General features: G+C 71.0%; 18 protein-coding genes and 2 tRNA genes. 14 read left to right on the forward strand and 6 right to left on the reverse strand.

The window, feature by feature from the left end; all coding sequences use genetic code 11:
- The first annotated feature begins 201 nt into the window (after positions 1-201).
- Complete coding sequence (locus ACYSUO_RS15360; protein ID WP_461776649.1) at positions 202-804, forward strand: SigE family RNA polymerase sigma factor; 603 nt, start codon at positions 202-204, stop codon at positions 802-804.
- 121 nt (positions 805-925) lie between these two features.
- Positions 926-2,578 carry a long-chain fatty acid--CoA ligase gene (locus ACYSUO_RS15365; RefSeq protein ID WP_461776650.1) on the forward strand — a complete coding sequence of 551 codons (1,653 nt, stop codon included), beginning with the start codon at positions 926-928 and terminating at the stop codon, positions 2,576-2,578.
- A gap of 62 nt (positions 2,579-2,640) precedes the next feature.
- On the opposite strand, the gene ACYSUO_RS15370 is transcribed toward ACYSUO_RS15365, so the two are convergent.
- Positions 2,641-7,236: a PAS domain-containing protein gene (locus ACYSUO_RS15370; RefSeq protein WP_461776651.1), complete on the reverse strand. Its 4,596-nt coding sequence runs from the start codon at positions 7,234-7,236 to the stop codon at positions 2,641-2,643.
- Positions 7,237-7,430: 194 nt separating this feature from the next.
- On the reverse strand, positions 7,431-7,856 hold the full coding sequence (locus ACYSUO_RS15375; RefSeq protein ID WP_461776652.1) for an SSI family serine proteinase inhibitor: 426 nt from the start codon (positions 7,854-7,856) through the stop codon (positions 7,431-7,433).
- A gap of 171 nt (positions 7,857-8,027) precedes the next feature.
- Here ACYSUO_RS15375 and ACYSUO_RS15380 point away from each other — a divergent pair.
- From ACYSUO_RS15380 to ACYSUO_RS15430, 11 genes are all read left to right on the forward strand, one after another.
- Positions 8,028-8,118, forward strand: a tRNA-Ser gene (locus tag ACYSUO_RS15380).
- 206 nt (positions 8,119-8,324) lie between these two features.
- A tRNA-Arg gene (locus tag ACYSUO_RS15385) sits at positions 8,325-8,397 on the forward strand.
- A gap of 102 nt (positions 8,398-8,499) precedes the next feature.
- Positions 8,500-9,363, forward strand: a complete 864-nt coding sequence (locus ACYSUO_RS15390) for a DUF2797 domain-containing protein (protein ID WP_461776729.1) — start codon at positions 8,500-8,502, stop codon at positions 9,361-9,363.
- A gap of 63 nt (positions 9,364-9,426) precedes the next feature.
- Positions 9,427-9,792, forward strand: a complete 366-nt coding sequence (locus ACYSUO_RS15395) for an antibiotic biosynthesis monooxygenase family protein (protein WP_461776653.1) — start codon at positions 9,427-9,429, stop codon at positions 9,790-9,792.
- Positions 9,785-10,678 (forward strand): amidohydrolase family protein, encoded by an 894-nt coding sequence (locus tag ACYSUO_RS15400; protein ID WP_461776654.1) that lies wholly within the window; start codon positions 9,785-9,787, stop codon positions 10,676-10,678. Before ACYSUO_RS15395 ends, ACYSUO_RS15400 begins: the two co-directional genes overlap by 8 nt.
- 105 nt (positions 10,679-10,783) lie before the next feature.
- Complete coding sequence (locus ACYSUO_RS15405; protein ID WP_323179550.1) at positions 10,784-11,539, forward strand: response regulator transcription factor; 756 nt, start codon at positions 10,784-10,786, stop codon at positions 11,537-11,539.
- 59 nt (positions 11,540-11,598) lie between these two features.
- Positions 11,599-13,143, forward strand: coding sequence for a sensor histidine kinase (locus ACYSUO_RS15410; protein WP_461776730.1), 1,545 nt, complete (start codon positions 11,599-11,601; stop codon positions 13,141-13,143).
- Positions 13,144-13,169: 26 nt separating this feature from the next.
- Positions 13,170-14,573, forward strand: a complete 1,404-nt coding sequence (locus ACYSUO_RS15415) for a bifunctional glycosyltransferase family 2/GtrA family protein (protein ID WP_461776655.1) — start codon at positions 13,170-13,172, stop codon at positions 14,571-14,573.
- The gene (locus tag ACYSUO_RS15420; protein WP_461776656.1) at positions 14,570-16,678 is read left to right on the forward strand and encodes an ArnT family glycosyltransferase; all 2,109 of its coding nucleotides are present in this window, start codon (positions 14,570-14,572) and stop codon (positions 16,676-16,678) included. Before ACYSUO_RS15415 ends, ACYSUO_RS15420 begins: the two co-directional genes overlap by 4 nt.
- A 100-nt stretch (positions 16,679-16,778) precedes the next feature.
- Positions 16,779-18,290 (forward strand): MFS transporter, encoded by a 1,512-nt coding sequence (locus ACYSUO_RS15425; protein WP_461776657.1) that lies wholly within the window; start codon positions 16,779-16,781, stop codon positions 18,288-18,290.
- Between the two features lie 77 nt (positions 18,291-18,367).
- Positions 18,368-19,162, forward strand: a complete 795-nt coding sequence (locus tag ACYSUO_RS15430; protein ID WP_461776658.1) for a TetR/AcrR family transcriptional regulator — start codon at positions 18,368-18,370, stop codon at positions 19,160-19,162.
- 82 nt (positions 19,163-19,244) lie between these two features.
- Here ACYSUO_RS15430 and ACYSUO_RS15435 read toward each other — a convergent pair whose 3' ends face one another.
- The 4 genes from ACYSUO_RS15435 to ACYSUO_RS15450 form a co-directional block, all read right to left on the reverse strand.
- Entirely contained in the window at positions 19,245-19,706 is a 462-nt protein-coding gene (locus ACYSUO_RS15435; protein ID WP_461776659.1) for a PPOX class F420-dependent oxidoreductase, read from the reverse strand.
- A gap of 39 nt (positions 19,707-19,745) precedes the next feature.
- The gene (locus ACYSUO_RS15440) at positions 19,746-20,564 is read right to left on the reverse strand and encodes a YceI family protein (protein WP_461776660.1); all 819 of its coding nucleotides are present in this window, start codon (positions 20,562-20,564) and stop codon (positions 19,746-19,748) included.
- 206 nt (positions 20,565-20,770) lie between these two features.
- Positions 20,771-23,212 (reverse strand): MFS transporter, encoded by a 2,442-nt coding sequence (locus tag ACYSUO_RS15445; protein WP_461776661.1) that lies wholly within the window; start codon positions 23,210-23,212, stop codon positions 20,771-20,773.
- 98 nt (positions 23,213-23,310) lie between these two features.
- Positions 23,311-23,829, reverse strand: a complete 519-nt coding sequence (locus ACYSUO_RS15450) for a MarR family winged helix-turn-helix transcriptional regulator (RefSeq protein ID WP_426902643.1) — start codon at positions 23,827-23,829, stop codon at positions 23,311-23,313.
- 197 nt (positions 23,830-24,026) lie between these two features.
- On the opposite strand from ACYSUO_RS15450, the gene ACYSUO_RS15455 reads away from it, so the two are divergent.
- Positions 24,027-24,233, forward strand: a complete 207-nt coding sequence (locus ACYSUO_RS15455; protein WP_461776662.1) for a hypothetical protein — start codon at positions 24,027-24,029, stop codon at positions 24,231-24,233.
- Positions 24,234-24,277 lie beyond the last annotated feature (44 nt).

A 24,277-nucleotide genomic window follows, 5' to 3' on the forward strand; every position in this document is an offset into this window, starting at 1 on the left:
GGGGTGCGTGCACCCGCTTCCGCCCGCGAGGAGCCGGGGCTCGCTCGCGCGAAGGGGAGTCAGGGCCGTCCCCCAGGGGACGTCACCCCCGACTCCACCTTCAGGAGGTGGGGCCAGCACCCCTCGTACAACCTGAGGCGGACGCCGCTTCGGGACCTCCGGCCGATCCCCGGAAGTAGGGGGCGCTCATAGCGTGGAGCCATGACCGCAACTCTGGCGCCTGTCCGCACCAGCGCAGCCGAGGCCGCGCCGCGCACCCACTCAGTGACGCGTCCGGCACCCGCGTCCGTGACGCGCTCGGCACCTACGACGTACCCGTCGTTCGCGTCGTACGTCCGGGCACGTCAGCCGGTGCTGCTGCGCACCGCCCGGTCGCTGACGTCGAACCCGTGCGACGCCGAGGACCTGCTGCAGACCGCGCTCGCGAAGACATACGTCGCATGGGACCGGATCGAGGACCACCGGGCGCTCGACGGCTATGTGCGCAGGGCCCTGCTGAACACCCGGACCTCGCAGTGGCGCAAGCGCAAGGTCGACGAGTTCGTCTGCGACGAGCTGCCGGAGCACCGGGAGACGCCGACCGGGGACCCCGCCGAGCAGCAGGCGCTGCACGACGCGATGTGGCGCGCCATCACCAAACTGCCCGCGCGGCAGCGGGCGATGGTCGTCCTGCGCTACTACGAGGACCTGAGCGAGGCCCAGACGGCCCAGGTGCTCGGCGTCTCCATCGGCACCGTGAAGAGCGCGGTGTCGCGGGCGCTCGGCAAGCTCCGCGAGGATCCGGAACTCCGGCACACGGCGTGACCAGCGGCGCTTCCCGAGTGATTCGGTGATCGATCATTCCCGGAAGTAGTGACATACCGCGTGGTATGCAGTGAGAATCGGCGGAACCTTACTGCTCCGTAGCGCCCACCGGGAGGACGCCGTGCTGAGCACGATGCAGGACGTACCGCTGACCGTGACCCGCATTCTGCAACACGGCGCGCGGGTGCACGGATCGTCCCAGATCACCACGTGGACCGGCGAGGCGGAGCCGCACCGCCGCAGCTTCCGCGAGGCCGCCGAGCGCGCGCACCGACTCGCGAACGCGCTGCGCGACGAGCTCGGCGTGCGCGAGGACGACCGGGTCGCCACGCTGATGTGGAACAACGCGGAGCACGTCGAGGCGTACTTCGCCGTGCCGTGCATGGGCGCGATCCTGCACACGCTCAACCTTCGGCTGCCCGCCGAGCAGTTGGCGTGGATCGTGAACCACGCCGCCGACAAGGTCGTCCTCGTCAACGGCTCGCTGCTCCCGATGATCGCCCCGCTGCTCTCGAAGCTGCCGACGGTCGAGCACATCGTGGTGTCCGGGCCCGGCGACCGCTCCGTACTCGACGGTGCCTCCGCGCAGGTGCACGAGTACGAGGAGCTGATCGCGGACCGGCCGACCACGTACGACTGGCCCGAGCTGGACGAACGCCGGGCCGCCGCCATGTGCTACACCTCCGGCACCACGGGCGACCCGAAGGGCGTCGTCTACTCGCACCGCTCCATCTACCTGCACTCCATGCAGGTCAACATGACGCAGTCGATGGGCCTCACGGACGCCGACACCTCGCTCGTCGTCGTCCCCCAGTTCCACGTCAACGCCTGGGGACTGCCGCACGCCACGTTCATGACCGGCGTGAACATGCTGATGCCGGACCGCTTCCTGCAGCCCGCGCCGCTCGCCGAGATGATCGAGTCCGAGCGCCCCACGCACGCCGCGGCCGTCCCCACCATCTGGCAGGGCCTGCTCGCCGAACTCACCGCCAAGCCGCGCGACGTCTCCACGCTCACGCAGGTCACCATCGGCGGAGCGGCCTGTCCGCCCTCGCTGATGAAGGCCTTCGACGACCTGGGCATGCGCGTCTGTCACGCCTGGGGCATGACGGAGACCTCCCCGCTCGGCACCGTCGCCCGTCCCCCGGCCAGCGCCGAGCCGGGCAGCGAGGAGGAGTTCGCGTACCGGCTCACGCAGGGCCGCTTCCCGGCCGGCGTCGAGGGGCGGCTCACCGGCCCCGGCGGCGAGCAGCTGCCCTGGGACGGCGAGTCCGCGGGCGAGCTGGAGGTGCGCGGCCCCTGGATCGCGGGCGCCTACTACGGCGGCTACGGCAATGAAGTGCTGCGCCCCGAGGACAAGTTCAGCGAGGACGGCTGGCTGAAGACCGGCGACGTCGGCACCATCAGCCCCGACGGCTTCCTCACGCTCACCGACCGCGCCAAGGACGTCATCAAGTCCGGCGGTGAGTGGATCTCCAGCGTCGACCTGGAGAACGCGCTGATGTCCCACCCGGACGTCGCCGAGGCCGCGGTCGTCGCCGTGCCGGACGACAAGTGGGGCGAACGGCCGCTCGCCACAGTGGTGTTGAAGGAGGGATCGAGCGCCGACTTCGAGTCGCTGCGTGCCTTCCTCGCCGAGAAGGTGGCCAAGTGGCAGCTGCCGGAGCGCTGGACGATCATCCCCGCGGTCCCGAAGACCAGCGTCGGCAAGTTCGACAAGAAGGTGCTGCGCAAGCAGTACGCGGAGGGGGACCTGGACGTCACCAGGCTGTGAGGTCCTGTTTCACGTGAAACGGGGGCGGCCCGAAAGGGCCGCCCCCGTACGTGTGTTGAGGCTCAGTTCGTGCCGATCTTCGCCAGTACGTCCACGATCCGGCCCTGCACCTCGGTGCTCGTCGAACGCTCCGCCAGGAACAGCACCGTCTCCCCCGCCGCGAGCCGCGGCAGGTCGGCGGGTTCCACGGCGGCCGTGTAGACGACCAGCGGAGTGCGGTTCAACTGCCCGTTCGCGCGCAGCCAGTCGATGATGCCGGCCTGGCGGCGACGTACCTGCAGCAGATCCATGACCACGAGGTTCGGCCGCAGTTCGGACGCGATGGCCACCGCGTCCGCGTCGTTCGCGGCCCGCTCGACCTGCATCCCGCGCCGCTCCAGCGTCGCGGTCAGGGCGAGCGCGATCTCCTCGTGCTCCTCGATCAGCAGCACCCGCGGCGGGTGCTGCTCGCTGTCCCGAGGGGCGAGCGCCTTGAGCAGCACGGCGGGGTCGGCGCCGTACGCGGCCTCGCGCGTCGCCTGACCGAGGCCCGCGGTCACCAGGACCGGCACCTCGGCCGCGACGGCCGCCTGGCGCAGCGACTGCAGCGCGGTCCGCGTGATCGGACCGGTCAGCGGGTCCACGAACAGCGCGGCGGGGAACGCCGCGATCTGCGCGTCGACCTCCTCGCGGGAGTGCACGGTCACCGGGCGGTAGCCGCGGTCGCTCAGCGCCTGCTGCGTCGACACGTCCGGCGCGGGCCAGACGAGGAGCCGGCGCGGGTTGTCGAGCGGCTCGGGCGGCAACTCGTCGTCCATCGGCATCGGCTGCGGCCGGTTCGCGACCTCCACGGCACCACCGGGGCCGTCCAGCGGCTCCGGGCCCTCGACGCCGTCCTGGTCGGGCGCGCCGATCGCGTACGCGCGGCCACCGCCCTCGGAGGCGTTCGGCGAGAGGAGCGGGGGCTGCGGGTGCGGCCGGGCCTGCGTGCCCTGCGGGGGCGTGCCGGGAGCGGTGCCCTGCGGCGGGGTGTGCGGCTGCGGGGTGCTCTGCGCCGGGGGCTGCGTGGTGCTGTCGGCGTCCGGCTGCTCCTTGCGGCCGTCCTTGCCGCCGTCCTGACGGTTCTCCTGGCGGTTGGACAGCTTGCGCCGCCGCCCGGAGCCGCCGAGCGTGCCGCCGGACGTTCCCGAACCGCCCTGCGTCTGGCCCGGTGCCTGTCCCTGCGCGGGGCTCTGCTGCGGCGCGGTGTTCGGTCGCGGCGGGGCCTGCGGCGGAAGCGGCTGGGGAGTCGGCGGCTGCGGACGACGCTGCTGCGAGACCTGGCGTCCGAACGGCACGCCCTGCCCGAGCGTGCGCACGCTGAAGGCGCGCCCCTGCGTCGAGTTCGTGTCACCGGAGGGGGCCTGGTCCTGAGCCTGGGGCTTCGGGGCCTCGGCGGGCAGCGGCTGGGCCGCGGCGGGGGCCGGGGCGCTCTCGGCGGGGGCCGTCGGGGCGCTTTCCGGCTCGTCGGCCGGGGTGCTCTTCGGCTCCGGTGCCGGCTGCGGCTGGGGCTGCGGTTCTGGCTGGGCCACCGGCTGAGTCGCCGGCTGAGTCGCCGACTCGGGCTCCGGCTGGGGGGCCGGCTGCGTCGCCGGCTGGGGCTGTGCCGGATTCGAGGCCGCCTGGGCCTGCACCTGCGCCTGGGCTTGGACCTGGTCCTGTGCCTGGCCCCGTCCCTGACCCTGCTCCTGGTCCGCCGCCAGTACCTCCGGCTTGTTGACTGGCGTGCTGCCCGGGTTGCTGCCCGGCTGGTTCTCCGGCGGCAGCGCGGTGCCCGCGCCACCTGCCGTGGGCGTGCCCAGGGCGGGCGTGGGCTGCGCCGGGTGCGGCTGCGGCGGCGTGTGGTCCTGGGTCGGGTGCGCCTTGGCGGTGTCGTGCTGGTGCGCCTCGTCCGGCAACGGGAGGGGCTGCGGCTGCGGTTGCACACCGCTTTCCTGCGGGGCGTCCTTCGCGTCCTGCACGCCCTGCGGTACGTCACCGGGGGCGGCCTGCACATCGGCCTGCGCACCAGCCTGCATCTCGGGCTGCGTCTCGGCCCGCACGTCGGCCACGGCCTCGGCAGGGGCCTCCGGCGTGCGGTCCGCCTCGGCGGGCGGCAGCGCGAACACCTCGCGCGGACCCGCCTGCTGGGACCTCGCCTGCTGCTGCCCACGCGCGGGAGCAGCCTGTGCGTTCTGCCCGTTCTGCGGAGCCTGCGCGTCCTGCGCGCCCTGAGCCGGCTGCGCGCTGCCGAGCGCACGCCGCGCCCGACGCCCGGACGGCTGCCCGGCACCGGCTCCGGCCAACTCCAGCTCGCCCTGAGCCGGTTCGCCACCCTGCTCACCGTCGGGGGTGGACCCGGACGGCAGCGCGGGCAGGGCGGCCTGCTCCTGGCCTCCGGCGCGGCGGGCCCTGCGCCCGGTCGGCGCGGGCACGCCCTGCGGCGGCACCGTCTCGCCCAACGCCGGGGAAGCCGTCTCGTGTTCGGTCGAGGTCACCACGGAGCCCTGGGCGGCAGCCTCCTCCGGTGCGGGGCGTCCGCGCCTGCGGCCCGTACCGGAGGAGGGCGTCGCCGCCGGCTGTCCGGCGCCCGACACGCTGCTCTCCAGGAACGCGTCCGTCGAGGGACCGGCGGCCCGCCGCGCCCTGCGGCGCCTGCTGCCTCCACCGGTGGCCTGCGCGGGAAGGTTCGCGCTCGCCTCGGCGGAGGCCTCCTGGGACCCGGTGGCCTCGGAGCCCTCCACGGAGACGCTGGCGGGCACGCCGTCGGGAGCCGCGGCGGGCCCCGCCTCCTGGTCGGGAACACCGTCGGCACCGGGAACGTCGGGGACGACTCCGGCCTCGGGAACGGCCCCGCCCGCCGGAACAACCCCGGCTCCCGTGCCGATCGGCACTTCGAGGACGTACGCGCTGCCGCTCATCCCCGGCATCTCGTGCGTCTGCAGCACGCCGCCGTGCGCCCGCACGATGCCGTGCACGATCGGCTCGTGCACCGGGTCACCGCCCGAGTAGGGACCGCGCACCTCGATGCGTACGTTCGCACCGCGCTGCGCGGCGGCCACGACGACGGTCGAGTCGACGTATCCGGGCGTGGCGGGTGTCCTGGCGTTGCCGGTCGCGTCGATTCCGGCGACGTCGGCGATCAGGTGCGCGAGCGCGGTCGCGAGCCGTCCCGCGTCCACCTCGGCCTCGATCGGCGGCGCGTGCACGGCGAACTGCACCCGGCCGGGCCCGATCAGCTCGACGGCCCCGTCGACACCGGCGGCCACGACGGCGTCGAACATGACGTTCGTACGGGAGAGCAGCGAACCGCCCTCGTCCAAGGTCTGATAGGCCAGCACGTTGTCGACGAGCGTCGTCATCCGTGAGTAGCCGGCGGCCAGGTGGTGGAGCACCTGGTTGGCCTCGGGCCACAACTGGCCCGCGTCGTCGGCGGCGAGCTGGCTCAGCTCGTGCCGCAGCTCGTCCAACGGCCCGCGCAGCGACTGCCCGAGCACGGCGAGCAGCTGCGAGTGCCGTGCTGCCAGGGCCTCGTAACGGTCCTTCTCGCGCTCCGCGAGCGCGGCGCCCCGCTCCTTCTCGGCGGACAGCTCCTCGGCGTGCTGCTCGCGGACGGCGGCGAGTTCGCCGGTCAGCTCCTCGCGTACGGAGGTGAGCTCCGAGGTCAGCTCCTCGCGCACCCGCGCCAGCTCGGCGGCGCCCTCTTCGGTCACCCGCGCCAGCTCGGCAGCGCTCTCCTCGGTGATCCGTCGCAGCTCTGCGGCGTGCTCCTCGCGCTCCCGCTCGGCGGCCTCGTCGCGCCGGGCGATCTCCTCGGCGTGCTCGACGGACAGCTTCTCGACGGAGCTGCGGTCGGCGAACGTCATGACGGCGCCGACCAGTTGATCCCCGTCGCGCACCGGCGCCGTCGTCATGTCGACCGGCACCTTGGAGCCGTCCTTCGCCCACAGCACCTGGCCGCGCACCCGGTGCTTGCGCCCGGAGCGCAGCGTGTCGGCGAGGGGGGACTCCGCGTACGGGAACGGTTCGCCGTCCGGACGCGAGTGCAGGATGAGCGGGTGCAGCTCCTGACCGCCGAGGTCGCTGGCCCGGAAGCCGAGGATCTGCGCGGCGGCAGGGTTGACGAGAACAATCCGCCCATCGGTGTCGGTGCCCACGACACCCTCGGACGCGGCACGCAGAATCATCTCGGTCTGCCGCTGCGAACGGGCCAGTTCGGCCTCGGTGTCGACGGCCCCCGACAGGTCCCGCACGACGAGCATGAGCAGCTCGGAGCCGCTGTAGCTCTGGCCGCCACTGGAGCCGTACGGATCCACCGCGTCCCGCGCGCCGTCGGAGAGGTTCGCGGAGGTCACCTCGACGGGGAACTCGCTGGCGTCGGTGCGCCGCGCGGTCATCCGCGTCGGCTTGGTCCGCCCGCGTTCGTCGGTCACGGTGTCGGGCCGGCGCATGGAGCCGGGGATCAGCCGTGAGTCGAACTCGGGCAGCAGGTCGAGCAGGCCGCGCCCCACAAGTGCCGTGCCCGGAGCCTCGAAGGACTCCAGGGCGATGGAGTTGGCGTTGACCACGGTTCCGTTGGTGTTGACGAGCAACAGCCCGTCCGGAAGCGCGTCAAGTATGGCTGCGAGGCGAGCAGCGCCTCGGGATGGCCTGCTGCTCACGACGACGGTTCCTCCCTGATTACTGCGACTTGCCGACCGCGCGGACCATCCTGCCTCGTGGTCCGCGGCGTATCACGGGAGGGAGTCTACGGGCAGAGGTTGGACTGGAGGCGCCGGATGCGACGGAGCCCACGTAGAGGATGTGGGGATCCCGAGCGGGCCGAGTCACGACCCTGTGACCATGGGACCGAGGGTCACGGCCCGGTCGCAGGCAGCACGGGCTCGATCTGCTGCCACCGAGAGATCTCGCATCCGTTGCTCAACGCGTAGGAGGAGTCGACGGCGCGGCCGTGCCAATTCCCGGTGACGCGGGCGGTGGCCGGGCCCCCGTACTGCATGGTGCAGCGCGCGTCGCCTGCGACGGGAGCGAACGGGTCGACGCCCTGCGCCTCCAGCTCGTCGAGCCGCCCGCAGGCCGCGCCGGGGTCCGAGTGCGTCCCGCCCGCGGGCGAACACTCCAGCTCGTACGTCCCGTCGCTGCCGTTGTCCGAGTCGGTGACGGTGATGGTCAGGTGGTCGGGCCCGGCGCCCGCGTGTGCGGCGACGGGGGTGGCCGCGAGGAGGGCGAGCGGACCGACGACGGTCGCGACGGAGCCGAGGAGTCGAGAAGAAACGCGCATGAACATGCCGTGTTCAACGCCCGTACCCACCCCGACGTTGCGGCCCGACACCCCTGGCTTTGCCCTGTGGCCTGCCCTCCTAGTACCGTGGGGGGCGATTGGTGACGCGGCGTTCAACTGTGTCATCATCTGCACGCACCCACTCGCGCATCCGCGAGAGGGAGCTGCGCTGGAGGCGTCGCCTAGTCCGGTCTATGGCGCCGCACTGCTAATGCGGTTTGGGGTTTACCCCCCATCGAGGGTTCAAATCCCTCCGCCTCCGCAGCAAGATCCGAAGCCCCGGTCCATCAGGACCGGGGCTTCGGTGCTTCCCGGGTGCGGCCGTCGACTGCCCGTAGTGCGTTTCCGCAGGTCAGGCGGGGTGGGGCAATCGGATTTCACATGGCGGCGGCAGTCATGTAATGTTCTTCTTGTCGCCGGGACGGGCCGAAAGGCCGGGAACGGAGACAACAAAAAAAGAAAAGACAAGCACTCGTAGCTTAACGGATAGAGCATCTGACTACGGATCAGAAGGTTGCAGGTTCGAATCCTGCCGAGTGCACACAGACAAGAGGCCCCGGAGCAATCCGGGGCCTCTTGCGTTGTGCGGGTGTTGTCAGTGGTGTGCGTCATCCTGGCTCGTATGACGTGGTGGTGCACCGGGATGCGGTGGCGTGGGGGCGGGCCGGTCTTCGGGTGGGTGGGGGACGGCGGGGGCGAGCGTGAGAGTGGGGTGCGATTCGGGGAGGGGGTCGCGTTCCGGGTCGGTGGGGAGCGGCGGTGTCTCGGGGTGTGGCGGGGAGGTCGGTGGACCGTCTGTTCGGGGCGGGATGCCGTGCCGGTGCGGGGGACGCGGGCGCAGTGCGCGGAGTGTGCCGCGATCGACCGGGCGCGGTCCGTGGCCGCGGACACCATCGCCGATGACCCGAGGCCGTACCACGTGTATTTGGCGTGGTTCGGGGATGGGCTCGTGAAGGTGGGGATCACGGGTGTGGCGAGAGGCGGCGCGCGGCTGTTGGAGCAGGGGGCCGTTGCCTTCACGTGGCTGGGGCGGGGGCCCTTGATGGCGGCGCGGCGGGCCGAGGAGCTGCTGCGGGTGGCGCTCGGGGTGCCGGACCGGATTCCGTACGAGAGGAAGCGGGCCGTGCGGGGCGGGCTGGCGGGGGTCGGTGAGCGGGGCGCCGAGTTGGTGCGGGCGCATGACGTCGCGGCGGGGCTCGACGGGTGGCCCGAGTCGCTGGAGCGGCTGCCGTGCCAGGTGGTGGATCACGGGGAGGTTTTTGGGCTGGCGGGGATCGACCGGGTTGACGGTGTGGTGAGTGGGCTCGGTGTGGGGGATGTCGTCGCGGGGCGGGTGGTTGCTGCTGCCGGGCCCGATTTGCATCTCGTGGAGGCCGGCGGTGAGCGGCGGCTTGTTGTGGATACGAGGGTGCTCGCCGGGTGGCCGTTGGAGCGGGTGCCGGAGGGGGCGAGTGGGTCGAGGCTCGTGGTGCGGGAGGTGCCGGGGGTGCAGGGTGGGCTCTTCTAGCGGGTTCCGGTCAATCGGCCATTTCCCGTTCCCCGGCGCCCGGGAACGGGGGATCGTATGGACATGAGTGATCACGTCGATGCGGCTGACGGGTCTGCGCTGCGGCCCTTGCCCGCCTTTGAAACGCCTTACTACGTCGTGGTGTTCAGCTCCGTACGGACCCCGGGGGACCGTGGCTACGGGGAGGCATCGGACCGGATGGACGAGCTGGTCAAGGAGATACCGGGGTACCTGGGGCACGAGTCCGCGCGCAATCCCGGTGGGCTCGGGATCACCGTCTCGTACTTCCGCGACTCCGCCGCCATCGAGCAGTGGCGGTCCTTCGGCGAGCACCGCGCCGTGCAGAAGCAGGGCCGCGCCGAGTGGTACGAGCGATACACCGTGCACGTCGCCAAGGTCGAGCGCAGTCAGGAGTTCCAGCGTGACTGAGCCCGACACCGTGCCCGAGGCCCAGCAGGTCGCCGCGTTCCTCGACCGGTACCGGCTGCCCGGCCTCGTCGACGTGCACACGCACTTCATGCCCGAGCGTGTGCTGCGCAAGGTGTGGGCGTACTTCGACTCCGCCGGGCCGCTCGTCGGGACCGAGTGGCCGATCACGTACCGCGAGGAGGAGGGGCAACGGCTCGCCAGGCTGCGGGAGTTCAAGGTCGAGGCCTTCACCTCGATGCTGTATCCGCACAAGGCCGGGATGGCGCCGTGGCTGAACGAATGGGCCGCTGATTTCGCCGCCCGGACGCCCGACTGTCTGCACACCGCCACCTTCTTCCCCGAGCCGGGCGTCGAGGCGTATGTGCGCCAGGCCCTGGAGGCGGGGGCGCGGGTGTTCAAGGCGCATGTGCAGGTGGGGGCCTACGAGCCGAACGATCCGCTGCTCGACCCCGTGTGGGGGCTGCTCGCCGAGGCAGGCGTGCCGATCGTGACGCACTGCGGGTCCGGCCCCGCGCCCGGAAAGCACACCGGGCCCGAGCCGATCGCGCGGCTGCTCGCCCGGCATCCGCGGCTGCCGCTGGTGGTCGCGCACATGGGGATGCCCGAGTACACCGACTTCCTCGCGCTCGCCGAGCGGTATGCGCAGGTGCGGCTCGATACGACCATGGCGTTCACCGACTTCGTCGAGCGGCACACGCCGTTCCCCCGGGACGAGTTGGGGCGGCTCGCCGATCTCGGGGACCGGGTGCTGCTCGGCAGTGACTTTCCGAACATCCCGTATCCGTACGTGCATCAGCTGGAGGCCATCGAGCGGCTGGGGCTCGGGGACGACTGGGTGCGGGCCGTCTGCCGGGAGAACGCGGTCGCGCTGTTCGGGCTCGGCTGAGCAACTACCTGGCACGCCTGTTTCCTGAGTGGCCCCTGTGGATTTCTCAGAGTTTTCACAGGTTCGGGAAAGGGGGCTCTCAGAGGCGCGTCGCATGGTTGCACCATGACCGCGACCTCGCCCCAGGGGCGTACCGAACTGCTGAGGCCGGACGGGAGTCCCGTCCGCGTGCTTGTCGTGGACGACGAGCAGTCCATCACCGAGCTGTTGTCCATGGCCCTGCGCTACGAGGGCTGGCAGATCCGCACCGCCAGCGACGGTGCGGGAGCCGTGCAGACCGCGCGTGAGTTCCGGCCCGACGCCGTCGTGCTCGACATGATGCTGCCGGACATGGACGGGCTCAGCGTGCTCGGGCGGATGCGCCGCGAGCTGCCGGAAGTGCCCGTGCTCTTCCTGACCGCCAAGGACGCCGTCGAGGACCGGATCGCCGGCCTGACGGCGGGCGGCGACGACTATGTGACCAAGCCGTTCAGCCTCGAAGAGGTCGTCGCGCGGCTGCGTGGGCTGATCCGGCGGACCGGCGCAGCGGACCGGCGCAGCGAGTCCGTGCTCGTCGTCGGCGATCTGATGCTCGACGAGGACAGCCACGAGGTGTCCAGGGGTGGGGACAACATCCATCTCACCGCCACCGAGTTCGAGCTGCTGCGCTTCCTCATGCGCAATCCGCGGCGCGTGCTCAGCAAGGCGCAGATCCTGGACCGCGTGTGGTCGTACGACTTCGGCGGGCAGGCCAACGTCGTCGAGCTCTACATCTCGTACCTGCGGCGGAAGATCGACGCCGGGCGTGAGCCGATGATCCACACGCGGCGCGGTGCCGGTTACCTGATCAAGCCCGCCATGGCCGCCTCCACCTCGTCGTGAAGCGCAGGGGGCGGCCCCAGACGCTGCGGACCCGGCTCGTCGTCACGGCCGTCGCGCTGATGGCCGTGGTGGCGTCCGTGATCGGGGTCGTGTCGGCCGTCTCGCTGCACTCGTACCTGTACGACGAGCTCGACAAGCAGGTGCACGGCATAGCGATGCGGGCCGGTGGGCCGAAGGGGGACTTCCCCGGGGCCGGCCCCATGGGACAAAAGGGCATCGGCGACCTGGCGTTCGTGACCCTGGGATCCCCCGAGGGCACCCTCGGCGCCGAGGTCGACGACGGACAGGCCACCGACGGCAAGGTCAGCGTCGAGGCGACGAACGACGAGGGCGGCAGGCAACTGCGCACCGACGGGCTGTCCCAGTCCGTGCTCGACGCCTTGGAGAGCGTCCCCCGGGCCGACGACAACTCCGCGCACACCGTCGACCTGCCGGGCCTCGGCAGCTACCGCGTCCAGTACGTCTCCGGAACCAACGGCGATTTCTACGTGGCCCGCCCCACCGACCAGGTCGACTCCACCGTCAACAAGCTCATCGTCACCGAGCTGCTCGTCGCCGCCGCGGCCCTCGTCGCCGCGGGCGCGGCCGGGGCGATCATGGTCGGCGTGAATCTGCGGCCGCTGCGCCGCGTCGCCGCGACCGCGTCCCGTGTCTCCGAACTCCCGCTGCACAGCGGCGAGGTGATGCTCCACGAGCGCGTCCCCGAGTCCGAGGCCGACCCCAGGACCGAGGTCGGACAGGTCGGCGCCGCGCTCAACCGGATGCTCGACCATGTGCACGGCGCCCTCGAGTCGCGCCAGCAGAGCGAGACGCGGGTGCGCCAGTTCGTCGCGGACGCCAGCCATGAGCTGCGTACGCCGCTGGCCTCCATCCGCGGCTACGCCGAGCTGACCAGGCGCGGCCGCGAGGAGACGGGGCCCGACACCCGGCACGCGCTCGGTCGCATCGAGTCCGAGGCGGACCGGATGACCGGGCTCGTCGAGGACCTGCTGCTGCTCGCCCGGCTCGACGCGGGCCGCCCGCTCTCGTACGAGCCGACGGACCTGTCCCCGCTGGTCGTCGACGCGCTCAGCGATGCACGCGCCGCCGACCAGGACCACGCGTGGCGCCTGGAACTCCCCGACGAACCGGCCACCGTGCTCGCCGACTCCGCGCGCCTGCACCAGGTCCTCGTCAACCTGCTCGCCAACGCCCGTACGCATACACCGCCCGGCACCACCGTCACCGCCCGCGTGCACCGGCACGGCCCCTGGGTCTGCCTCGACATCCAGGACGACGGCCCCGGCATCCCCGCCGAGCTGCTGCCGCACGTCTTCGAGCGGTTCGCGCGCGGCGACTCCTCGCGGTCCAGGAAGGCGGGCTCGACCGGCCTCGGCCTCGCCATCGTGCAGGCCGTCGCGGCGGCGCACGGTGGGGCTGTGACGGTCGAGAGCGTGGCCGGCCGCACCGTTTTTACCGTGCATCTGCCGGCTTACGCGGCCGAGGCGCCACCCGTGCCGACGTCGCGGGGCTCTGCCCCGGTCCCCGCACCTCAATCGCCGGCGGGGCTTGATGTGGCCGCCCCGCACTCACAGCCGGAGCAAAGCTTCACCACACAGCCCTAACAGGGCAGTTGGCGAATGTCGGTGGCATGCGAACCGACTCTTCTCCGGGCATCGACTCCACCTCCGTCTCCGCGAGGTTCGGGGCGCTGCCGGCGCGGGAGCACCTCCCGGTCGGCAGCGGCGATGTGCCGGTCCTGGACGTTGTCATCCCCGTCTACAACGAGGAGAAGGACCTCGGTGAGTGCGTGCGCAATCTGCACGCCCACCTGGTCCGCACCTTCCCCTACCGCTTCCGCATCACCGTGGCGGACAACGCCTCAACCGACAGCACGCCCCAGGTGGCGTACGACCTGACGAACGAGTTTCGCGAGGTCGAGCACTTCCGGCTCGAGCAGAAGGGGCGCGGGCGCGCCCTGAACGCCGTGTGGTCGGCATCCGACGCACCGGTCCTCGCGTACATGGACGTGGACCTGTCCACCGACCTGAACGCGCTTCTTCCGCTGGTGGCGCCCCTGATCTCCGGGCACTCCGACCTCGCGATCGGCTCGCGGCTCGCCCGCAGCTCGCGGGTGGTGCGCGGCTCGAAGCGCGAGTTCATCTCGCGTACGTACAACCTCATCCTGCGCGGCTCCCTCCAGGCCCGCTTCTCCGACGCCCAGTGCGGGTTCAAGGCGATCCGGCGCGATGTCGCGCAGGTGCTGCTCCCGCTGGTCGAGGACACCGGCTGGTTCTTCGACACGGAGATGCTGGTGCTCGCGGAGCGGGCCGGGCTGCGGATCCACGAGGTGCCCGTCGACTGGGTCGACGATCCGAACTCGACCGTCCACATCGTCAAGACGGCGACCGAGGACCTCAAGGGCGTCTGGCGCGTGGGCAAGGCGCTCGCGACCGGCTCGCTGTCCCTCGACCGGCTCGCGCGCCCCTTCGGCGACGACCCGCGCGACCGTCAACTGACCGACGTACCCAAGGGCCTGGCCCGCCAGCTGCTCGGCTTCTGCGTCGTCGGCGCCATGTCGACGCTGCTCTTCCTCCTGCTGTACACGGGCTTCCGTACGTTCTCGGGGGCGCAGGTCGCCAACGCGGTCGCCCTGTTCCTCTCCGCGCTCGTCAACACGGCCGTCAACCGGCGCCTCACCTTCGGGGTGCGCGGCAGGGACAACGCCGTGCGCCACCAGGCCCAGGGCATCGTCGTCTTCGGCATCGGGTGGGCCCTGACCAGCGGCTCGCTCGCCGCCCTCAACACGGCCTCCGGCAACCCGGCGCACTCCACCGAGCTGATCGTCCTGATCGCGGCCAACCTCGCGGCGACGATCCTGCGCTTCCTGCTCTTCAGGGCGTGGGTGTTCAACGACCGAAGCGACCGCAGCGACGGGAGTGACCGCAGCGACGGGAGCGACCGGACCGACCGGAGCGCCCCCGAGCCCACCCCCACCCCCGCCCCCGTTCCCGTAAGGAACTCCGAGGTTCCGCAGGCAAGGACCCAGCGATGACCACAGACATCCGACCCTCGTACGACGCGCCTCCCGCGGCGCCCGCCGAGTCCCCTCCGCGCGCCTCCTTCCTCACCCGCGTGTGGCGCGGCAGGCCCGAGGACCCGCGCTGGGCCCGCCCGGCCTTCCTCGGCCTGCTGCTCGTGATCGCGGCCGCCTACTTCTGGAACCTGTCCGCCTCCGGCTACGCCAACTCCTTCTACTCGGCGGCCGCCCAGGCGGGCAGCGAGAGCTGGAAGGCGTTCTTCTTCGGCTCGTCCGACGCGGCGAACGCCATCACCGTCGACAAGCCGCCGGCCGCGCTGTGGCCGATGGGCCTGTCGGTGCGGATCTTCGGTCTCAACTCGTGGGCCATCCTCGCCCCGCAGGTCCTGATGGCCCTGGCCACGGCGGGTGTGCTGTACGGGGCAGTACGCCGCCGGTTCAGCGCCGCCGCGGGCCTGATCGCCATGGTGGTCCTCGCGACGACCCCGGTCGCCGCGCTGATGTTCCGCTTCAACAACCCGGACGCGCTGCTCGCGCTCCTGATGACCGTCACGGTCTACTGCGTGCTGCGCGCCATGGAGCACGGCCGGACCAAGTGGCTGATCTGGGCGGGCGTCGCCGTCGGCCTCGCCTTCCTCACCAAGACGCTGCAGGCCTTCCTGATCCTGCCGCCGCTCGCGGTCCTCTACGCGGTGTTCGCGCCGGTACGGGTGCGCAAGCGGTTCGGTCAACTCGCCCTGTCCGCCGTCGCGATGATCGTGGCGGGCGGCTGGTGGGTGGCCATCGTGGAACTGTGGCCCGCGTCCTCGCGCCCGTACATCGGCGGCTCCCAGAACAACTCGTTCCTTGAACTGACCTTCGGCTACAACGGGCTCGGTCGTATCAACGGCGAGGAGGCCGGTTCGGTCGGCGGCGGCGGGGGAGCCGGCGGCTCCGGGCAGTGGGGCGAGACCGGCCTCACCCGGATGTTCAACTCCGAGATCGGCAGCCAGATCTCGTGGCTGATCCCGGCGGCGCTGATCCTCTTCATCGCGGGCGTGGTCCTGACCTGGAAGGCCAGGCGCACCGACACGGCGCGCGCCGCGTTCCTCGCGTGGGGCGGCTCCCTGCTGATGACCGGCCTGGTCTTCAGCTTCATGGCGGGCATCTTCCACCAGTACTACACGGTGGCCCTGGCCCCGTACCTCGCGGCCGTCATCGGCATGGGCGCCACGACGCTGTGGGAGCGGCGGACGCGGCTCGCGTGGTCGGTGACGCTGGGCGCCTCGGTCGTGGCGACGGCGGTGTGGGGGTACGTGCTGCTCGGCCGGACCTCGGACTACCTGCCGTGGCTGCGGTGGGTCGTGCTCGTCGGCGGACTCGTGGCGGGCCTCGGCCTCGCGTTCGCGGGCCGGTTCAACCGGCAACTGGCGCTCGGTGCGGCCGGGTTGGGTCTCGTGGCCTCGCTGGCGGCGCCGACCGCGTACACCGTCTCGACGCTGAACACCGGGCACACCGGGTCGATCGTGACGGCGGGTCCCTCCGGGGCGAGCATGATGGGCGGGCCCGGTGGCGGCGGCAAGGGCGGGGGCCCTGGTGGCGGCAAGGGCGGCTTCCCGGGCGGCGGCATGCCGGGCCAGAACGGCAAGACCGGCGGCCAGAACGGCCGGATGGGCCAGCCCCCGACCGGCGGCGGTATGCCCGGCGGTGGCAAGGCCGGTGGCAAGCCCGGCGCCAAGACTGGCGCCAAGGGCGGCGGAGGCGGCGGCATGGGTGGCCTCCTCAACGGCGCCCAGGTCAGCACCAAGGCCAAGAAGCTGCTCCAGAAGAACGCCGATGACTACACCTGGGCCGCGGCCACGATCGGCTCGCAGAACCAGTCGAGCTACCAGCTGGCCACCGGCGACCCGGTGATGGCGATCGGCGGCTTCAACGGCACGGACCCGTCCCCGACGCTCGCCCAGTTCAAGCGGTACGTCGAGGACGGCAAGATCCACTACTTCATCGGCAGCGGTTCGGGCGGCGGCATGGGCGGCTCCAGCTCCGGCTCGGCTTCGAAGATCACGAAGTGGGTGGAGGCCAACTTCAAGAAGGTGACGGTCGGCAGCAGCACGTTCTACGACCTGACGCAGTCCAAGTAGAACCGCCCACTTCAAGCGAAAAAAGCCGCTTGTACGGCGTACAACACATCCTCTACGGTGTACGTGAAGCATCAGCCCCGTACACCGTAGAGGAGTGTCCATGGCCCCCACGGCCGACCCGGCCACCCAGGCACCCCCGGTCACCGCAGGTCACCCCCAGCGCTGGCTGATCCTCGGCGTCATCTGCCTCGCTCAGCTGACCGTGCTGCTCGACAACACCGTCCTGAACGTCGCGATCCCCTCCCTCACCCGCGAGCTGGACGCCTCGACGTCCGACATCCAGTGGATGATCAGCGCCTACTCGCTCGTCCAGTCCGGTCTGCTGCTCACCGCGGGCAGCGCATCGGATCGCTACGGCCGCAAGAAGATGCTCGCGTCGGGGCTCGCGATCTTCGGCCTCGGCTCGCTGACCGCCGCGTTCGCGGGCTCGACCGGGCAGTTGATCGCCGCCCGCGCCGGCATGGGCGTCGGCGGCGCGCTCATGATGACCTCGACGCTCGCGGTGGTCGTGCAGATCTTCAGCGAGGCCGAGCGCGTCAAGGCGATCGCCCTGTGGTCCACGGTCAGCACGCTCGGCTTCGCCGTCGGCCCGCTGGTCGGTGGTGTGCTGCTCGACCACTTCTGGTGGGGCTCGATCTTCCTGGTCAACATCCCCGTCGCGCTCGTCGGCCTCGTCGCGGTGCTCGCCCTGGTCCCCGAGTCGAAGAACCCGCAGGGCGACCGCCCCGACCTGCTCGGCGCGCTGCTCTCCACGATCGGTATGACCGGCATCGTCTACGCGATCATCTCGGGCCCCGACGACGGCTGGACGTCCACGACGACGCTCACCTCGGCCGCGATCGGCGTCCTCGTCATGGCCGCCTTCGTGACGTGGGAGCTGCGCATCCCGTACCCGATGCTCGACATGCACTTCTTCCGCAACCAGAAGTTCACGGGCGCGGTGGCGGGCGCGATCCTCGTCGCCTTCGGCATGGGCGGCTCGCTGTTCCTGCTCACCCAGCACCTCCAATTCCTGCTCGGTTACGGTCCGTTGGAGGCGGGACTGCGTACCGCGCCGATGGCCCTGACCGTGGTCGCGCTCAACCTCACCGGCGTCGGCGCCAGGCTGCTGCCCAGGATGGGCACGCCGCTGACCATCGCGTTCGGCATGACGTGCATGGCGGCGGGGCTCGCGGCGATCGCGCTGCTCGGCGGGGATGCGTACGGCGGCATGCTGATCGGCCTGATCGTCATGGGCGCGGGCATCGCCCTCGCCATGCCTGCCATGGCCAACGCCATCATGAGCGCCATCCCGCCGGAGAAGGCGGGCGTGGGCGCCGGGGTCAACGGCACCCTCGCGGAGTTCGGCAACGGTCTGGGTGTCGCCGTCCTCGGCGCGGTCCTCAACGCCCGCTTCGCCGCCCTCGTGTCGGTCTCCGCGGCCTCGTTCCCGGCGGCGCTCGCGGCGGCGGACTCGGCCGGGGAGAAGGCCCGTATCAGTGAAGCCTTCTCCTCCGGTCTCGAGACCAGTCAACTGGTGGGCGCGGTCGCCGTCCTCGCGGGCGGCCTGCTCGCGGCGGTGTTGCTGCGCAGGGCCGAACGGACAGAATCCGCAGCGGTGACTTCCGCTTAGCATCGGAGCGGGCGGGGAGCGGTCCTGTGCGCAGGCCCGACCCGCCCGCGTACGAGGAACCCCTGGGAAGGAACGCCATGGCGAAGGCAGCGCGGATGAGCGTCTGGCTCGACGACACGGATGGCGCCGCGGAGCCCAAGGTCAGAGCGTCACGCGGCCGTCGCGCCGAGCAGCCCAGCGGACTCGACCGGGAGCGGATCACCGAGGCGACGGTGCGGCTGCTGGACGCGGAGGGGCTCGCGAAGTTCTCCATGCGGCGCCTCGCGGGCGAGCTCGGCGTCACCGCGATGTCCGTCTACTGGTACGTCGACACCAAGGACGACCTCCTCGAACTCGCCCTGGACCACGTCTACGGAGCGCTGGAGATCCCGGACACGGACGCCGCCGACGGCACGGACTGGCAGACGCAGTTGCGTGAACTGGCCGCCATGTACCGGGAGTTGCTCGTCCGTCACCCGTGGATCTCGCCGCTGGTCGGCAACTACCTCAACGTCGGCCCGAACTCGCTGCTGTTCTCGCGCGCGGTGCAGCAGGTCATCGCCCGCACCGGCCTTTCGCTGGCCCGCCAGCGCGGCGCCGTCCAGTCCGTCTTCCAGTTCGTGTACGGCTACGGCACGATCGAGGGCCACTTCCGCCAGCGGTGTGCCGAGGTCGGGCTGACGCAGGACGAGTACTTCCACAAGGCGATGGCCGCGTTCTCCGTGCCGGAGGAGATGGCGGAGGACTTCTCGCACGCGGAGCGGATGATGGAGGCGGTGGAGGAGGGGGGCACGGTGGATGCGATGCGCGACATGGACTTCCAGGTGGCGCTGGATCTCCAGATCGCGGGCATTGAGACGCTGGTGGCTACTTCAAGCCCCGCCGGCGACTGAGACGCTGGTGGCCAACCGTGGTTGACGCCGCGGGGCTCTGCCCCGGACCCCGCGCCTCAATCGCCGGCGGGGCTTGATCTGGCTATGCCAACCTCGCCGGGAACCCACCCGTGGCCACGGGACCCCACTTCTCCGGGGTGACGCGGATGATGGACTTGCCCTGCTTGACCATCGCCTCGCGGTACTCGTCCCAGTCCGGATGCTCACCCGAAATGCACCGGAAGTACTCGACGAGCGCCTCGACGGAGTCGGGCGAGTCGATGACCTCCGCCGACCCGTCGATCTGCACCCACGGCCCGTTCCACTCGTCGCTGAGCACGACGAGGCTGACCCGCGGATCCCGCTTCGCGTTCCGCGTCTTGGCCCGCTCCGGGTACGTGGAAACAACAATCCGCCCGTCGCCGTCGACCCCGCAGGTCAGAGGTGAGGCCTGCGGGGAGCCGTCGGCGCGGGCGGTGATGAGGAGGGCGCGGTGCCGGGGTCGTACGAAGTCGAGCAACTCGTCCAGTGAGACACGGGTGTTGGTCGCGATGTTCGGAGCCATGCTTCGCAGCCTAACCCCGGCCACCGACAGCCGCAGGTGTCACATCTGCGGCAGCGCGTCGCCCTGTACGGCCTGGATGTCGAGCTCGACCTTCAGCGTCGCGCCGATCGCGGCGATGCCGGCCTGCACGACCTGGTTGTAGTTCATCGCGAAGTCCTCGCGCTTCAGCTCGGCCGTCGCCTTGAACGCGGCACGGGTGCCGCCCCACGGGTCGGCGCCGGTGCCGAGGTAGCTGAGGTCGAGGTCGACCTCGCGCGCCACGCCGTGCAGGCTCAGCTGGCCGTGCACGGTCCAGCGGTCGGTGCCCGCGGGGTCGATGCCGGTCGACCGGTAGGTGATCTCCGGGTACGTCTCGACGTCCAGGAAGTCCGGGGACTTCAGGTGGCCGTCGCGCATCCCGTTGCCGGTGTCGATGGACGCCGACTTGATGACGGCCTCGACCCGCGACTTCTCGACGTCCTGCGCTATGTCGATGCGCGCCGTGAAGTCGGTGAACCGCCCGTGCACGGACGTGATCCCGAGGTGCTGCGCCGTCGCGGCGACCGAGGAGTGCGCCGGGTCGACCATCCACGGCCCGGGCGGCGGCAGCTCGGCCCCGCCCTGCCGGTGCAGCACGATGCTGCCCACGTCGGCCCGGCCGCTCGCCGTCACCATCGCGGTGGAGGCGGCGGGGGCGTAGCCGACGGCGGTCACGATCACCGTGTAGGGACCGGGCGACAGCGCGGCCGGGTCGTGCACGGCGCCCTCGTCATCGGCCTCGGCCCGCAGCACCTGCGATCCGGTCATGTCGGTCACCGTGACGACGGCGTGCGGCAGGGCCCACCCGTCCCGCGTGCGGATCCGCGCGCTCAGTCCCATGCTTTTGCTCTCCTAGCTCAAGTTCTTACGTACGCAGGGGGGTGGTCGTGCTCCCCCTGCGTGGACGGGCCCCGGTCGGCGTGCGTCACGGCCGTCCCCTGCCGTTGGCGACGCCACCGGGTCCGGGGCCCATTCTCACAACCGGGCCTGTGCGGTCCGCGTCCGCTCAAAGCGCGAACCACACCTTCAGGTGGCCCGGGGTCCAACTACTCGCCGGGGTGCGCGAGTTCGATGTCGTGGCCGTCGATGCCACTGCCGTTCACGCTGAGGCCCGTGGCCACCGGCGGGTAGCCGGTCGCGATCACGGTGTACTCGCCGCCGTCCAGGTCGGTGAAGGCGTACGCGCCGTCCTCACCGGTGGTGGCGGTGGCGACCACGTTGCCCGCGGCGTCCACCAGCGTGACCCGCGCGTCGTTCAGCGCGCGGCCCGCGGCCCGGATGGTGCCCTGGACCTGGGAGCCGGAGTGCAGGTCGATCTCGACGCGGGTGACACCCGTGCCGCCCACCTCGACCGGCAGCGCGGTCGGGCGGTGGCCCGGCGCGTTCACGGCCACGGTGACCGGGCCCGGAACCAGCTCGGCGAAGGTGAACTCGCCGCCCTGGCCGGACTGACCGGTGGCGAGCACATCGCCGCGGACGTCGGTGACGATGACCATCGCCCCGGCGACCGGCGCCTTGGTCTCGCTGGCCCGCACCACACCGGTGAGGCCGCTGGTGCCGCTGAGCAGGATGTCGTACGTGACCGACTCCTCGCCCACCAGCACGGTGGAGGCCTGCGGCTGGTAGCCGTCGGCCGAGGCGATCAGGACGTAGGAGCCGGCGCCGGGGGCGTCGACCGCGTACGAGCCGTCGCCCTGGGCCACGGCGCGGCCCAGCTGACGGCCGCCGAGGGAGATCAGCGTGACCGCGGCGCGGGGCACCGGGGCGGACTCGGCGCCGCGGACGAAGCCGCGGACCGGGGTGCCGCCGCCGACGGGCGCGTCACCGGCGGTGGCGGCGACGGCCGCCAGACGCTGGGTCTGGGTGTCGGCCGCGGGCTGACCCGCACCGACGAGGCTCGGCACCTGCTCCGGCGCGGGGGCGGGAGCAGCGGCCTGGGCCGGGGCGGCGGCGGGGGTCGAGTCACCCGACGCGGCCTGTTCGAGGGCTCCGGTCGTACGCAGGGGAACCTCCTTGATGAAGATCGTGAAGATGAATGCCAGGAACGCGACCGGCGCGGCGTACAGGAAGATGTCGGCGATGCCGCTTCCGTACGCGGCCTCCAGCCAGTTGCGGATCGGGCCGGGCAGCGCGGACATGTCCGGCAGCGAACCGCCGGCCATCGCCTTGCCTGCCGCCTGCTGCTCCTGCGGGCTGAGCGAACCGATGGTGTCGGTGGCGTGGTGGCTGATGCGGGTGGTCATCACGGAGCCGAGCGCCGAGACGCCGATCGTGCCGCCGAGGGACCGGAAGAAGGTCACCATCGAGGAGGCGGAACCGAGGTCCTGGGGGGCGACCTGGTTCTGCGTGCTCAGCACGAGGTTCTGCATCATCATGCCGACGCCGAGACCCAGCAGCGCCATCCAGATGGCGACGCGCCAGTACGGGGTGTCGTACTCGATGGTGCCGAGGAGTCCGAGACCCGCGGTCAGGAACAGACCGCCGGCGACGAGCCAGGCCTTCCACTTGCCGGTCCGGGTGATGATCTGGCCGGAGACGGTGGAGGAGATGAAGAGTCCACCGATCATCGGGATCGTCATGACACCCGACATCGTGGGCGTCTTGCCGCGCGCCAGCTGGAAGTACTGCGAGAAGTACACGGTGCCCGCGAACATCGCGACACCGACGAACAGCGAGGCGATCGAGGCCAGCGTGATGGTGCGGTTCTTGAAGAGGCGCAGCGGGATGATCGGCTCGCTCGCCTTGGACTCGACGAGCACGAAGATCAGCGCCAGCACGATCGCGCCGCCGACCATCGTGTACGTCTGCCACGACAGCCAGTCGTACTTGTCGTCGGCGAAGGTGACCCAGACGAGAAGCAGGCAGACCGCGGCGGTGATGAAGAAGGCGCCGGCCCAGTCGACCTTCACCTTCCGCTTCAGCACCGGCAGGTGCAGCGTCTTCTGCAGCACGATCAGGGCGATCAGCGCGAAGGGCACACCGACGAAGAGGCAGTAGCGCCAGCCGAGCCAGTCGGTGTCGGTGATGACGCCGCCGAGCAGCGGACCGCCGACGGTGGCGACGGCGAACGTCGCGCCGAGGTAGCCGGAGTAACGACCACGCTCACGCGGCGAGATCATCGCCGCCATGATGATCTGTGCCAGGGCGGAGAGACCACCGGCGCCGATGCCCTGGATGGCACGGGCGGTGATCAGCATCCCCGGGTTCTGCGCGAGGCCGGCGACGACCGAGCCCACCACGTAGACGACCAGGGCTATCTGGACCAGGGCCTTCTTGCTGAACAGGTCCGCCATCTTGCCCCACAGGGGCGTGGTGGCGGTCATGGCGAGCAGCGAGGCCGTGACGACCCAGGTGTATGCGGACTGGCCACCGCCCAGATCGCCGATGATCTTCGGCAGGGCGTTGGTGACGATCGTCGACGAGACGATGGCCGCGAACATGCCGAGCAGCAGTCCGGACAGCGCCTCCATGACCTGCCGGTGCGACATGGGGGCACCCGCTTCGGGGGCGGCCCCTGAATGCTTGGGATGGCTGCCCCGCACACCGGACGGTGTGGTTGTTGCCATGGGATTCCTTTTCTTACGTGTTACGCGGGTGTACGGGTGGTGGTCTGAGCGGTCGACTCGGCGATCGGCTCAGTGGCGGCCTGCGGAACCGTCGTTCGCGACCCCGTGGTTCGGCAGTCGCCGAAGCTGTCGCGCAGTCGCGTCATCAGAGCGATCAACTGATCGACCTCGTCGTCGGACCAGTCGCTCAGCCGGTCGGCGAGCAGTTGGGTGCTCCGTTCATTGAGCACGTCCATCTGCTTCGAGCCTTTTTCGGTGAGGCTGAGAATGCGCGAACGTTTGTCAGCGGGGTCGGGATGGCGCTCGATCCAACCGCGGTCCGCGACGTGTGCCACGTGCCGGCTGGCCACGGACACGTCCACGGCGAGCAGCTCGGCCATGCGGCTCATCCGCATGTCGCCGTAGCGCTTGAGCAGCGTGAGAACCGCGGCCGAACCGGTCGGGCAGTCGTGCGGAAGGATCCGCGCCATGTCCCTCTTGACGGCTCCGAAGGCGCTCATCTGTCGCGCCAGCTCGTCGTAGTGACGTTGTGCGGCCACGGCACCTCCTGACCAAAAGATCTTTATTTGTTGCTTAGGGCAACCATAGAAGCAGTTGGTTGCCACAGGCAAACGAAACAGGGGGCTCGCGGATAAAATCGCGGCAAAGATCAAGTGCAAATCAGTAAAGTCGCAGATCAGATGGTGTGCGTGCAGACTGTGGCGCCCTTCGCGGCAATTCGCTAGGGTCCTGCCCCATGGCTAACAACCCCCAAGGCCCCGGCCCCCAGGGCAATCCCGACCCCGCGGGCAACACCCAGATGTTCCGTGCCTTCGTCGACGAACAGCCTCCCGCAGGCCGGCAGGCGGCCGCCGCGAAGTCCGGCCCGAGTGCCGGCCTGATCATCGGCATCGTGCTGGCGGTCATCGTGGTGGCGGGCGTGGCTTGGCTGGCGCTCAGCTGAGGCTGTATCCGCCGGAGGTCACTTCGGGTCGGCGTCCGCTGGAG

It is taken from the genome of Streptomyces sp. UC4497 (genome assembly GCF_054871485.1).

Bases quoted from the DNA above. Each gene is read 5' to 3' on its own strand.
- ACYSUO_RS15360 (WP_461776649.1), top strand. From the start codon at position 202: ATGACCGCAACTCTGGCGCCTGTCCGCACCAGCGCAGCCGAGGCCGCG.
- ACYSUO_RS15375 (WP_461776652.1), bottom strand. From the start codon at position 7,856: ATGCGCGTTTCTTCTCGACTCCTCGGCTCCGTCGCGACCGTCGTCGGT.
- ACYSUO_RS15390 (WP_461776729.1), top strand. From the start codon at position 8,500: ATGCGGTGGCGTGGGGGCGGGCCGGTCTTCGGGTGGGTGGGGGACGGC.
- ACYSUO_RS15395 (WP_461776653.1), top strand. From the start codon at position 9,427: ATGAGTGATCACGTCGATGCGGCTGACGGGTCTGCGCTGCGGCCCTTG.
- ACYSUO_RS15405 (WP_323179550.1), top strand. From the start codon at position 10,784: ATGACCGCGACCTCGCCCCAGGGGCGTACCGAACTGCTGAGGCCGGAC.
- ACYSUO_RS15410 (WP_461776730.1), top strand. From the start codon at position 11,599: ATGGCCGTGGTGGCGTCCGTGATCGGGGTCGTGTCGGCCGTCTCGCTG.
- ACYSUO_RS15415 (WP_461776655.1), top strand. From the start codon at position 13,170: ATGCGAACCGACTCTTCTCCGGGCATCGACTCCACCTCCGTCTCCGCG.
- ACYSUO_RS15420 (WP_461776656.1), top strand. From the start codon at position 14,570: ATGACCACAGACATCCGACCCTCGTACGACGCGCCTCCCGCGGCGCCC.
- ACYSUO_RS15425 (WP_461776657.1), top strand. From the start codon at position 16,779: ATGGCCCCCACGGCCGACCCGGCCACCCAGGCACCCCCGGTCACCGCA.
- ACYSUO_RS15430 (WP_461776658.1), top strand. From the start codon at position 18,368: ATGGCGAAGGCAGCGCGGATGAGCGTCTGGCTCGACGACACGGATGGC.
- ACYSUO_RS15435 (WP_461776659.1), bottom strand. From the start codon at position 19,706: ATGGCTCCGAACATCGCGACCAACACCCGTGTCTCACTGGACGAGTTG.
- ACYSUO_RS15440 (WP_461776660.1), bottom strand. From the start codon at position 20,564: ATGGGACTGAGCGCGCGGATCCGCACGCGGGACGGGTGGGCCCTGCCG.
- ACYSUO_RS15445 (WP_461776661.1), bottom strand. From the start codon at position 23,212: ATGTCGCACCGGCAGGTCATGGAGGCGCTGTCCGGACTGCTGCTCGGC.
- ACYSUO_RS15455 (WP_461776662.1), top strand. From the start codon at position 24,027: ATGGCTAACAACCCCCAAGGCCCCGGCCCCCAGGGCAATCCCGACCCC.